This window comes from Phaeobacter sp. S60 (assembly GCF_000826845.1).
GTDB classification, from domain to species: domain Bacteria; phylum Pseudomonadota; class Alphaproteobacteria; order Rhodobacterales; family Rhodobacteraceae; genus Phaeobacter; species Phaeobacter piscinae.
Map to the genome: position 1 here is coordinate 38,043 of NZ_JSWJ01000028.1, position 12,291 is coordinate 50,333.

At 60.4% G+C, this 12,291-nt stretch carries 10 protein-coding genes; 6 read left to right on the forward strand and 4 right to left on the reverse strand.

What is annotated here, in order from left to right:
* Position 1: 1 nt before the first annotated feature.
* Positions 2–2,080 (reverse strand): polysaccharide biosynthesis tyrosine autokinase, encoded by a 2,079-nt coding sequence (locus OO25_RS19855; RefSeq protein WP_242407082.1) that lies wholly within the window; start codon positions 2,078–2,080, stop codon positions 2–4.
* 211 nt (positions 2,081–2,291) lie between these two features.
* Here OO25_RS19855 and OO25_RS19860 point away from each other — a divergent pair, with 211 nt between their 5' ends.
* The 3 genes from OO25_RS19860 to OO25_RS19870 are packed head-to-tail and all read left to right on the forward strand — an operon-like array spanning position 2,292 to position 5,481.
* Positions 2,292–3,344: a glycosyltransferase family 2 protein gene (locus OO25_RS19860; RefSeq protein ID WP_242407083.1), complete on the forward strand. Its 1,053-nt coding sequence runs from the start codon at positions 2,292–2,294 to the stop codon at positions 3,342–3,344.
* 4 nt (positions 3,345–3,348) lie between these two features.
* The gene (locus OO25_RS19865; RefSeq protein WP_040182340.1) at positions 3,349–4,302 is read left to right on the forward strand and encodes a glycosyltransferase family 2 protein; all 954 of its coding nucleotides are present in this window, start codon (positions 3,349–3,351) and stop codon (positions 4,300–4,302) included.
* A 3-nt stretch (positions 4,303–4,305) separates the two neighbouring features.
* On the forward strand, positions 4,306–5,481 hold the full coding sequence (locus OO25_RS19870) for a glycosyltransferase family 1 protein (RefSeq protein WP_040182343.1): 1,176 nt from the start codon (positions 4,306–4,308) through the stop codon (positions 5,479–5,481).
* Here the strand turns inward: OO25_RS19870 and OO25_RS19875 are convergent.
* Positions 5,391–6,449 (reverse strand): glycosyltransferase, encoded by a 1,059-nt coding sequence (locus tag OO25_RS19875; protein WP_040182345.1) that lies wholly within the window; start codon positions 6,447–6,449, stop codon positions 5,391–5,393. The two genes, OO25_RS19870 and OO25_RS19875, sit on opposite strands and share 91 nt — an antisense overlap.
* 218 nt (positions 6,450–6,667) lie before the next feature.
* Between OO25_RS19875 and OO25_RS19880 the strand changes: the two genes are divergently transcribed.
* Together OO25_RS19880 and OO25_RS19885 are read left to right on the forward strand one after the other, a co-directional pair.
* On the forward strand, positions 6,668–7,828 hold the full coding sequence (locus OO25_RS19880; protein WP_040182347.1) for an ABC transporter substrate-binding protein: 1,161 nt from the start codon (positions 6,668–6,670) through the stop codon (positions 7,826–7,828).
* 100 nt (positions 7,829–7,928) lie between these two features.
* Entirely contained in the window at positions 7,929–10,595 is a 2,667-nt protein-coding gene (locus OO25_RS19885) for a methyl-accepting chemotaxis protein (protein ID WP_040169725.1), read from the forward strand.
* A gap of 90 nt (positions 10,596–10,685) precedes the next feature.
* Here OO25_RS19885 and OO25_RS19890 read toward each other — a convergent pair whose 3' ends face one another.
* Together OO25_RS19890 and OO25_RS19895 are read right to left on the reverse strand one after the other, a co-directional pair.
* Entirely contained in the window at positions 10,686–10,985 is a 300-nt protein-coding gene (locus OO25_RS19890; protein WP_040182349.1) for an AzlD domain-containing protein, read from the reverse strand.
* A complete protein-coding gene (locus tag OO25_RS19895) occupies positions 10,982–11,698 on the reverse strand; it encodes an AzlC family ABC transporter permease (protein ID WP_040182351.1) in 717 nt (238 codons plus the stop codon). The genes OO25_RS19890 and OO25_RS19895 overlap by 4 nt, the downstream gene beginning before the upstream one ends.
* An 85-nt stretch (positions 11,699–11,783) precedes the next feature.
* On the opposite strand from OO25_RS19895, the gene OO25_RS19900 reads away from it, so the two are divergent.
* Positions 11,784–12,260 carry an Lrp/AsnC family transcriptional regulator gene (locus tag OO25_RS19900; protein WP_040182353.1) on the forward strand — a complete coding sequence of 159 codons (477 nt, stop codon included), beginning with the start codon at positions 11,784–11,786 and terminating at the stop codon, positions 12,258–12,260.
* The last annotated feature ends 31 nt before the right edge of the window (positions 12,261–12,291 follow it).

Below are 12,291 nucleotides of genomic sequence, written 5' to 3' on the forward strand. Positions count from 1 at the left end.
CTTACCCGTGATAATAGCGGTCGCGGGACCGTTTGGTCGCCCCGTAGAGCGGTTTTGCGGCGGCTTTCACCTTGGTCAGTACAATGCCGTCGGGGCTACGTCCGCCCTGTTCCAGCGCGCGCAGCGCATCGATAAAGACTGCCTGCCGGGTGGTGTTCCACTGCGCCAGAAGGATCAACAGATCCGCGTGCTGGCCGATGATCCGCGCATCCGGCACCACAGAAATCGGCGGGGTGTCGAAGATGATGATATCCCAGTGGCTGCGGGCGACTGACAGCAGCTCGGTCAGGCCGCCTTGGCTGAGCAGATCTGCCGCACTGCCGGAGACGCTGCCGGCAGGCAGGATATCAGCCTGTCCCAGCACACCCGGTAACACGGCTTCTGCCAAGTCACAGCGCCCGGACAGCACGTCAAACAACCCCGGTTTGCTGTTGCCATCCGCCAATGGGTCCGAGAGATAATGTCGGCGCAGGTCGCCGTCGACCAGCAGCACGGATTTGCCGATCTGCGCCATATTATGCGCCATCGCAGCGGACAGCGTGGATTTGCCGTCGCCGCTCTCGGCAGAGGTGAAGACAACCACTTGCGGTGGGACATCGCCCCGCGCCATCAGCAGTGTGGTGCGCAGATTGCGGATGGCCTCGCCATCGCGGGTCTGAGGGCCAAGGGCGCTGGCCTGTTCAGGGCGGATTTTCTGTGAAAACTGATCCAGCACGGCGATCACCGGCACCGATGTAAGCCCTGCGATCTGCGCTGCGGAATGCAGACGCGCGCGGGAGAGTTGCAGGACTACCACCAGCACAGTGCCGAGAAACCCGCCAAGAAAGACTGACAAAATCAGGATCTGGCCCTTGTTCGGCAGGGCAGGGCGGTCAGGGGGAAACGCGCGGGAGATCACCCTGCTGTCAGCCCGCTGCAGGCCGATTTGCATCGAGGTTTCGCGCAGCCGGTTCTGAAAATTCTCAAACAACAGGCGGCTTGCTTCGGCGTCGCGTTCGGCCTGCACCACCTCGGTCAGCGCATCACTCTGGGTGGCGATTGTGATCTCCAGATCGGCCATGGACCGGCGGATCGCCTGCTCCTTGGCTTCGGCCTCTCGCAGGTCACGGGTGAGTTGTGCCAGAACGCTCCGCCAGCCGTCCTGCGGATTATCCGCCCGCGCCAGAATGGCACCATAGCCATTGCGCCGGGCCGCCAAACGCTGGTCCTCCACTGTCTGCAAAGTGGTGAATTCGGCCTGTCGGGCCTGTTGCTCTGCTACCTCTGCGGCCCGTTCAGCGAGGGCGCTGCGGAGCGATATCAGGCGGTTTTCCAGACCGATCAACTGCGCCGGGCTGGTGACGTCAGCCTGCGCACGAATATCGGCGACCCGGCGCTCGTTCGCCTCCAGCTGGCTGCGCAGTTCCGTCACCCGCTCCGCCAGCCAACCTGTGGCCTGTTCGGTGACATTCAGTTTCACCGCCACCTGATTTTCGACATAGGTATCGGCAAAGGCATTGGCGATATCCGCCGCCTTGAAGGGGTTCTCGCTCAGCACCCAGATTGAAAAGATATAGGTGTCCGGGATGTTGACGACCCGCGTATTGGCCAGAAGTGTCTGGATGACTTTCTCACGGACGAAGGCAGGATCGGGGGTAAGCGTGGTATCATAGACCTGCATCCCGAGGATGCGTTTGATCATGTCCTTGAGCGCTTGCACCGGATTGAAGCCGGGATCGCGCAGCATCATGTTGAATTCCGGGTCAGAGATCAGATTGAGCCGATCAACAACCTGTCCGGCCAGCTCACGCCCGCCAAGGATATGGACTTCGGTACGGATCACCTCATCCGTGGCGGAGAGGCTGCTCACCACGCTTTCGATATCCACCACTTTCTCATCGCGGGTGTCGAGCACCAGCTGCACCTCAGCCCCATACAGAGGTGTGGCGGCGATATAGGCGCGCCAGACGCCAATGATCAGACCGATCAGCACACAGGCTGCGATTACCCAGCGTCCGCGCCAGATGATTGCAAAAATGGCACCGAGATCGAGCACCTCCTGACCGTCATCAGCGGCAAAGGACGTCTTAGGCGTGGACACGTTGGTTGACCCCATCGTTATTGGTTTGCCCACGGCCGTCCCTGCGCTGCGCGACGCCGCAGAGGTGGCAAGTAGGTGGCAGGTCCAAGTTCATTAGACTGCGCGCAAAAATCAATCTGTCGCAGCATAATCAGATCCGCTAGACAGGTCCATAACACGGAATGGAACAAACACCATGGGCAGCAGCGGGCAGAACGGCAAAGAGGGCGCCATGAGCGCCAGCACTGTGTCTGCGCCGAAGGATGCGCGTATTCTGGTTGTGGTCCCAACCCTGAACGAAGCGAAGGCCATTCTGCCCTGTTTTGAAAGCCTGCTGCGTGACCCACTGCTGCGCGATCCTGCACGCGCCACTTTGGTGGTGGCCGATGGCGGCAGTACCGATGGGACACAGGACATCGTTCGGGGCTACGCTGAGACCAGCCCGATCAGGTTACATCTTCTCCATAATCCCGACCGGATCCAATCGACGGGGATCAATCGCGCGGTGGCAGAGCATGGCGATGGCTTTGACCTGCTGCTGCGGTGTGATGCCCATGCGATCTACCCGGCGGACTACGCGACCGCTTTGCTTGCGGCATTTCGGTCTGCGGAGGATGCGGTGTCGGTTGTGGTCGCAATGGATTCCCAAGGGATCAGCAGCTTTGGCAGGGCGGCGGCCTGGGTGGTGGATACGCCGCTCGGGTCCGGCGGGGCAGCCCATCGTGGTGGGCGGGCCTCAGCCTATGTTGACCATGGTCATCACGCGCTGATGGATCTGACCTGGTTTCGCAAGGTGGGCGGGTATGATGCCGCCTTCAGCCACAATGAGGATGCGGAGCTGGACTGGCGATTGCGCGCTGCAGGCGGTCGGATCTGGCTGGCGGGCGATGTGCGGCTTGGCTATGTGATGCGCAGCACGCCCGCAGCCCTGTGGCGTCAATATCAGAATTACGGTGCCGGCCGCGCGGCGACGCTGATCAAGCATGGGATGCGACCACGGTTGCGGCAGATGGTGCCGGTGCTGAACCTCATTCTTTGCGCCATGGCGTTGGCGATCGCCCCTGTCTGGCCAGTCGCGCTGCTATGGCCGTTGGTCTATTTGGCAGCGGTTCTGGCGGTGACTGCGGTGGCCTGTCTTCGACTGGGGGCCATCGGGGTTTGGTCCGGGGTGGCCCTCGTGGTGATGCATATGGCCTGGGCGCTTGGGCTGTTGCGGAGGATGATTGGGTTTGGCCTTCGATCTGCCTTTAGTCGGATGCGCCGGATGCAGCGGGATGGAGGATGAGCGAATGACCAAGCGGATCTCAGTCCTGCTGTGTACATATCGGCGCCGCAGCGTTGTGGCGACGCTGGAGAGCCTGGCCGCGCTGCGCGCTCCGACGGGATACATGATTGATATTATCGTTGCCGATAATGACGAGGCCCCCTCCTCGGAACATTGGGTGCGGGGGACGACTTCCTCCTGGCCGGTCAGTTATCTCCACGCGCCTGCGCGCAATATCTCGGTTGCGCGCAACGCATGTCTGGCGGCGGCGCGCAAACGGCAATCTGAGTGGATTGCCTTTGTCGATGACGATGAGGTGGTACCTGCCGATTGGATCGAACAGCTGATGCGCCGGGCGGCGGACACCGGTGCAGATGTGATCTCAGGCCCGGCAATCGCGCGCTACCCTGCGGATGCGCCGGATTGGATGGTGGATCAGGACTGGCACAGCAATTGGCCAGAGCTGCGCAGCCCCAAGCAGACCGGAGCAGAGCAACCGCAGACCGCCCATAGCTGCAATGCGCTGATGCGATTTGCAGGTCAGCCCTGGGAGGGGCAGGTGTTCGATCTGGATCGCGGGACAAGCGGCGGCGAAGATACAGCCTATTTCTTTGCGTTGTCGCATATGGGCGCCCGGTTTGCGGTCTGCGCTGAGGCCCCGGTTTTTGAAGAGGTGGCACCAGAGCGGTTGCGTCTGGGGTGGCTGACCAAACGGCGGTTTCGCATGGGGCAGAGCTATGCGAGCGTCGCGCCCGGATCACTGGCGCGGATACGGCTGGCAGGTGTTGCGCTGGCGAAGGTGGTCTATTGCACCGGTGCCGCGTTGCCAGCCTTGCCATCTGAAGCACGCCGCAATTTCTGGCTGTTGCGCGGATTGCTGCATCTGGGGGTGCTTGCGGGATGCCTGGCCCTGCCACAACCCAAGATCTACGGCGCCCGCGCGGATCATGATGCTGCGTCCGAGCGGGTGCAGGGCTGAGCCATGGCACGACTGGTCTGCTTTGCCTCTGATTTGACCGATGTGGCCCAGCTGCGGCGGCTGGCGTCATTTCAGGCGCTGGGGCATGAGGTGATCTCGGTCGCGTCGCGCAAGGGACCCTTGCCGGAGGTGAATTGGCAAAATATTGATCTGGGCGAAATTGGCCAGCATGGGCTGTTGCGACGCGGACGGCTGGCGCTGTCCACGGCACTGCGCGATCCACGGCTGTCACCACTGGTGCGGCAGGCCGATCTGCTGGTGGCGCGCAATGTCGATATGCTGGCGCTGGCCGCCGCCCTGCGGCTGCGCAGCGGCGCTACCGCACCCATCGCCTATGAGGTGCTGGATATCCATTCGCTGTTTGAGGGCGCGCGCCTCAAATCCCGAGTAGCCCGCTGGGGCGAGCGGCGCCTGTTGGCAGGGGCGGAGGTTCTGTGGCTGTCATCGCCCGGATTTCACACCGGGTATTTTGCGCCTGTTCAGGGCTATGCGGGCCCCTGGCATCTGGTCGAAAACAAAGTGGTTGTGCCCGACGACATGCCGCGCCCTGTGCCAACCAACCGGGTGCGCAGCGGTGAGGCGCTGCGGTTGGGCTGGATCGGTGCCATCCGCTGTCGCCCGAGTTTTGAGCTGCTGCTGCGCGTGGCAAAACAGATGGGTCCTGCAATTGAGGTGCATATTCACGGCAAGATCCACGACCATGTGCTTCCGGATTTTCACGCCCGGATCGCTGGCCTTGGCAATGTGATGTTCCACGGGGCCTATGCCTACCCCCATGGTCTCGCCGCCTGTTATGACACTTGTGATGTCGTCTGGGCGCAAGATCTCTGGCAGATGGGCGACCCCTCGCGGAGCGGCAATTCCGATTTGCTGCTGCCCAACCGGATCTATGAGGCGGGCTGGCATGGTTGCCCGGTCATCGCGGTTTCGGGGACAGAAACTGGCCGCAAGATTGAGGAGAGTGGGCAGGGCTGGACTCTGCGGACCGCGAATGCACAGGCGCTGATCGGGCTGTTACAGGATCTGACCCCGCCGAAGATTGCCGCCGTTCGCCAACGGATTGGGGAGCTGCCGGAGAAAGTGTTCCGTCAAACCCCGGCAGATGTGGTGGCGCTTTTGGCCTCGGCGGGGGTAGAGCCATGCAGCGCCGGTGCGCCGCCGTCGAAAAGCGGCGCATAAAGCGACATGAACCGCTCGCCGCCGCAGCGCAGGGACAGGGTGTCGAGCACATAGTCGCGGGGCCGGTAGTCTGGCAGAGCGGTCCAGAAACGGTCGAATTGTTCTTCGATATTGTTGATCTGAAACCGCCGCCCGCAGCGGTCGTCGAAATAGGGCACCGAACTTGGGGTCACATCACCCTGTACGAGCGCGCGCTGAGAGGGATCGACCAGCTCTCCCTGATCCCAGGCAAAAACCGGCAGATTGGCCGACATAGCCTCCTGATAGGCCAACCCCTGCGTCTCATGTTCGGTGCAAAACAACAGCGCACGGCTGCGACCGACCAGGTCGCGGTATTGCGCGGGGGTGTGGTTTCCGTAGTCCAGCTCCCGCCAGCTGAGGCCGCGGGCGCTTAGAATATCGCGCAATGGCTGGATCAGATCGGTTTCACGCGCCGTTTTCCGGTGCCAGCGCACCTTGTTGTAAAACAGCACATCAATGGATTTGGTCGCGCCGGACATATCGGGCCAGGCATCTGTATCGATCCCGACGAACATCGGCGCAAACTGGGCGCGGGTCTCAATCGGATTGAGCTGGATGGGCCAGCTTGATGGATAGGTCACCACCTTCAAGTTCAGCTGGCTGCGAATCGCGGCAAGCTCCTTTGGGTCGGGAACACGCCCGGGGCCGTAAATAGCGGGGTTTTGTAGTCCAAATCGAGCCAGTGGCGGCAGGTAGCCGCTCAACCCTATGGGGTGATCCGGGTGCCTGCGCGCAAAGCCAAAGTCATTTATGACCACGTCGTGGCCCAGCATTTGCAAGCTTTTGACGAGGTTCGTGAAGGCAACATAAAACCCTGTGCGGGGCTGCGCGCCCTTCATCAGGCGATAACCATAGCGCAGACGTTCGCGCAGCTGCGACAGGTTCTGCCCGCCCGGAAAATCATAGGCCTTAAGGTCGTAGCCATCAAAAAACAAAGGAATTTTCACGATGGCGGGTCCTGCGTTCTAACCGAGAGTAAAGCGCAATCAAACTAGCAGCGGTCTCAGGCGACGTCGACGGTTTATGCGCGCGGCGAGGGGGCCGCTGCTTCTGAGAGATTGTTAAAATGCGCGGCGTATTGTCTTGGGCTTTCTTCTGGCGGCGGGACGCTTTGTTAACGGCTTGGCGACAGGCTGCTGCGATGTATTGGAAGGTGGAGTAAACGATGTTGCTAAGAAAACTAACAACCGCGGCTGTTCTGGCTCTGGCGGTCCCGACGCTTGGACTGGCTGAGCAGGGTGTCTCTTCGACCGAGGTGCGCTTTGCGCAGGTTGCCGCGCTTGATGGGCCGGCTGCAGCACTGGGCCAGGGAATGCAGCTGGGGCTGAAGGCGGCTTTTGCCGAAGCAAATGCCGCAGGCGGTATCCACGGGCGCAGCATCGTTTTGGAGAGCATGGACGACAGCTACGAACCGGACAAATCTGTGGCGCTGGTCAAACAGGTGATTGAGGGTGATCAGCATATCGGCCTGATTGGCGCTGTCGGCACGCCGACCGCTTCGGCGACACAGCCGATTGCGACCGAGGCGGGACTACCCTTCATCGGACCCTTCACCGGCGCCGGTTTCCTGCGCGATGCCAGCCATGGGAATATCCTCAATGTGCGGGCCACATATGCGGCGGAAACCGAGGCTTGGATTGCCCATCTTGTTGATGAGCGGAACATGAAATCAATCGCGCTCCTTTATCAGGATGATGGGTTTGGCCGTGTTGGTCTGGCCGGCGTGACCGCCGCCCTGGAAAAGCGCGGCATGGCGCTGGTGGCCGAGGGGACCTATACGCGCAACACCACCGCCGTGAAAAAGGCGCTGCTGACCATTCGTAAGGCGAAACCCGACGCGGTTGTGATGGTCGGGGCCTACAAACCGGTTGCGGAGTTCATCAAGTTATCGCGCAAGCTGAAGTTCAACCCGACCTTTGTGAACATTTCTTTCGTCGGCTCCGATGCCTTAGCCAGAGAATTGGGGGATGCGGGCGAGGGTGTCATCATCAGCCAGGTTGTGCCGTTCCCATGGGATCATTCGTTGCCTGTAGTGGCGCAATACCAGGCAGCGCTGAATGCGGTCGATTCTGACGCTGAGCCGGGGTTTGTGACGCTGGAGGGATATCTGACCGGCCGTCTGGCGATCCGTGCTTTGGAAGACGCTGGCGTGGATCTGACCCGTGGCAGCTATCTCTCAGCCATGGCGGGACTGCGCGATGTGGATTTTGGCGGTGTTACCATGCGCTTTGGCCCGGATGACAATCAGGGCATGGACGATGTGTTCCTGACCCATATCACCAAAGAGGGTGGGTTTCAGCCCGTCGTCGCGGGTGGTGAATCCTAACGCAGCAATTGGTCGAGGCACACTTGGTGTCTCGACTACCCGGCACCTGTCCGATTTCTCGGACAGAGCCTAGTAGTTTTAATGACTTACGGAATTAACCATGACAACGCAGACACGTAAACGCGCGACACGGCGGTGGAACCCGTTGTCTAGTATTCGCGCCAAGATGTTTCTTATCCTGCTGGCTATGGCAGGCACTTCGGCAGCGATTGGATATGCCGTGACACAGGCGTTTGAGCACGTGTCTGCGGATGTTCATGTCCTGACCGAGGACAAGCTTCCGGAACTGGAACTTAGCGGTCAGATGACCGCAGCTGCTGCCCGGACAAAAGACGCAATGGTCGCGGTTATGCTGGCGGACACGCCGGGCGCGCTTGACTTCGCAAAAAGCGATGTTACCGCAGCGGTTCGCGCGCTGGATGGCGTGGTGGAGCAGCTGCCGCAGGTGCTGCGCGATGAATTCAAACCCGATGTGGTCATGGTTGAAGAGGCGCTGGAAGCCTCGATTACGGCGCGCACCGTCGCGTTCAAGAATGCCGCAGCGGTGATCGCTATGATGGAACAGCTTCAGGGCCTAAGCAGCGCAATGCAGGTCACGCTCGCTGAGATGGCGGATGACGCCTATTCGAACCTCTCAAAAGGCGGCGAACAGACGATGTCAGCGGTGGACGCAACATTGGTTGATCTGGTCGAAGTCAAATTCGCCACTCTGCAATCCCTGTTGCAGGCACGGGCAGAGATCAACCTGATCTCCGGGATTGCGCTGGCGATTGGCGAAACCGAGGATCGCGCGATGCAGTCGATCCTGACGGATTTGGCGAAGGCATCGGATGGGCGCCTGAACGATGTCATCGATACGCTGGAGGTAGAAGCGCCCGGTGTGGTGCCGATCTTTGCCATTCGGGATGCCGCCGCTGTATTGCAGAAGGCGGTGTCGCGTGGGCGCCTTCAGTCCAATGCCCTCCGCCAGGAGGTGCTGAGCGCGCGCCTGTCCAGTGATACGGAATTGTCGACGGCGGTCGATGATATGGTGTTTGAGGTGACATTGGCAGCTGAAGATGCCAGCGACGACAGCAAGAAGGCTATTCAGGGGTTGCTGACCAATGAAGTTGGCTTCCTCAATACTCTGCTGGAGATCAACACTTGGATCAGTAATTTTCAGGTCGCCGCACTGGATGTGGTGACTGCGCGGAGCATCGCGCAGACCCGGGCGGCAGCGGAACCCATGGAACAAGCGGCGGCGGCTCTGGCCGAGTATAGAACGTTTGACAATGGGCGGCTTGCAACCCAGCTCGACGAGATCATCACGATGGCGGAGCCGGATCAGGGGTTGGCGATTTTCCGTATTGCGTCGCTCACGGCGGATGCGGATGCCACCAAGGAGGCCAATGCAACCGCGAATGCAGTCTTGCAAATTGCGAGCCGTGCGTCCCTTTTGGGGTCAGGCAGCCGGGGCGAGATTGCTTATATGGCGGCGGATATTGCGACCACGGTCGATGAGGCCCACGCCAATATCGAACGTTTGCTGATAATGGTCGCAGGTTTGTTGGTGATGGCATTGCTGCTGACCCATTGGCTGGTTCAACGCCCCCTGAATGCGATCAGCCGAACCACTGAACGGCTCGCCGATGGTGATCTGAGCCCGATCAATGGATTTGATCGTACCAGTGATGAAATCTTCCGGATTGCACAGGCTCTCACGGTGTTTCGCGATGGTCTGGTTGAAAAAGAGGCGCTGTCCAAAGCCACAGAAGAGGAGCGGGCCGCTCACCAGGCCCAGCAGACCGCTGCCGTCACGGCTATCGGCAACGGTCTGGCGCGGCTGGCGCAGGGCGATCTCTCTGCCCGGATCACCGAAGAGCTGACAGAAGGCTATGCGCAGCTGCAGACGGATTTCAACCTGACGGTCGAAACACTGAGCAGCACCGTGGTGGATATGGTGGATGTGGCTTCGTCCATACGTAATGGTGCGGATGAGATCAGTCAGGCTTCTGATGACCTGTCGCGGCGCACGGAAAGCCAGGCTGCAACGTTGGAAGAAACCGCCGCCGCCTTGGATGAGTTGACCGCCAGCGTGAAATCTGCGGCCGATGGTGCGCGGTCTGTTGAGGCCACAACCCAAGATGCAAAGAGCGAAGCCGTAAAGAACGGCAGCGTCGTCAACAGCGCGGTTTCTGCCATGACAGATATCGAGGAGAGCTCCAAACATATCGCGCAGATCATCGGCGTGATTGACGATATCGCGTTCCAGACCAATCTTCTGGCGCTGAACGCGGGGGTTGAGGCGGCACGTGCCGGCGATGCCGGCCGCGGCTTTGCGGTTGTGGCCTCCGAAGTGCGGGGGCTGTCGCAACGCACCTCCGAGGCTGCGATGGAGATCAAGACGCTGATCAGCGAAAGCTCGAAAAAGGTCGATTACGGTGTCGAACTGGTGGGCAAGGCCGGCACTGCGCTGAGTGATATCGTGGCCCAGGTCGGGCAAATTTCGCAGCAGGTCTCGGAGATTGCCGATGGTGCTGCCTCTCAGTCCACCGGTCTGCATGAGATCAATATCGGTATGTCGCAGCTGGATCAGGTGACCCAGCAGAACGCGGCGATGGTTGAGGAGTCGACAGCGGCCAGCCATATGCTGCGCGGTGATGCGACCAAGCTGGCGGAGCTGGTGTCAAACTTCACCGTGGCAGATGGCAATGCTTCGGCTGCTGCTGTGGAGACTCAGCAGGATGGATGGGATGAGGATCCCGACGCCTGGCAGATGACCGGGTGACGATCTTGATCGTCAGCCTGTTCGGTCTTTTGACACCCGCAGCGGCTGATATCGCTGCGGGTGTTTGCTGTTGAACGGAGGCGGTCCACATCATAACAGCGCAGCGTGGGAGAGGGCCGCATAGGCTGTGACGCCTACTATCATGGTCCAGATGACGTTGTTTGTTAGTGCGGCAGTTCCCAGAGCAACGGCCGCCGCGATCCAAGTCTGGGGCGGTTGGTTTGCCAAGGACGTCGCAACCAGCGAGATCACGATCAGACCCGGCAGGCGGCCCAGCAAGGGGGCAAAGCGGGATTGCTGCACCCGATTGCCTGCGACCAGCCCAAGAACCCGGATCCCGAACGCCATCGCTGCGAGGCTCAGGATCAATCCCCATTCATTCAATGTCATTGCGCCGGTACCTTTCTGCGTGGATTAAGGACAAGGACTGCAACGCCGGTCAGCGTACCGAGTAAAATGGCGTAGGCCGTCGGCATCTGTGCGGTGACCAAGGCGAAACTTGCAACGAAGCTTGCCGTCCAAGGCGCGAGATCGCCGGTGCCATTCCACAGACCTCGGGCCATCGCGATGAAGGCAGCCGTAAAGGCAAAGCCGAGACCAAAGCGCTCCAAATCGCCGAAACTTGACCCGACCAGCGCGCCGAGGGCCGTTGATAGGGTCCAGACCGAAATCATCACGCAGCCGGATCCGATCAGGAAACCGGCGCCGATCTGGGGATCTTTGGCCCTTTCCGTCATTGTAAGCGCCCAGTTTTCATCACCAGTCATGTGGATCGTCAGCAGCTTTGTCCAGAGTGGCAGCCCGTGCAAAAGCGGTATCAGCGAGGCCACGATCCCGATGTAGCGCAGGTTCAGTGCGGCACCGGCCAGCACCGCGCCGAGAAGAGCCGAGCCGCTGGAGAATTGTTCAACCGCAACAATCTGCGAGGAGCCGGCATGCACCAGACCGCTCATCGTGGCGATCCCCCACCACGGGAAACCGATCTGGGCTGCTAAAACGCCAAAGGCAAAGCCATAAAGCGATGCGCCCAGTGCCAAGGGCAGAATTGCCAGCGCGCCTTGGGCCAGTGCTGCGGTCGGTATGTGTGGTGTGTTATGTGTCATCACATTGTTCTATCAGCGGTGCGTGATGTTCCCTATCGCCCATTTTTGTGAATAGTGATCGTGTTTGATCACATTGGTGGGAAATATGACGCAGGAAAGTCAGGTAGATGCCGCGGACCGTATGCTGTTGACGCAGCTGCAGCGGGACGCGCGCACGACGGTGCAGCAGATGGCGGAGAAAGGCGGTCTGTCCACCGCCTCAGTGCAGCGCCGCCTGCGGCGGTTGCGCGAAGCGGGTGTTCTGCAAAAGGAAGTTGCGCTGGTTGATCAGAAAAAGGTGGGGTTAGGCGTTACCGCGATTGTTTCGGTGGAGCTGGAACGGGACCGGCTTGAGCAGATTGACGCGTTCAAGCGAAAGGCACGGATTGATCCGCAGGTGCTGCATTTTTACTGCATCGCGGGTGACGCCGATTTTGTGATGGTTGTGGTGGCCCCGGACATTGCGGGCTACGAATCTTTTACCCACCGGTTTTTCTTTGCCGACAGCAATGTGCGCAAATTCCGCACCTCAATTGTGGTGTCGACTGAGAAAAGCACACAGGAGCTGCCGTTGGATATCTAGGGTCCAGACCCCAGCGCCTGCGCGGCGGGGT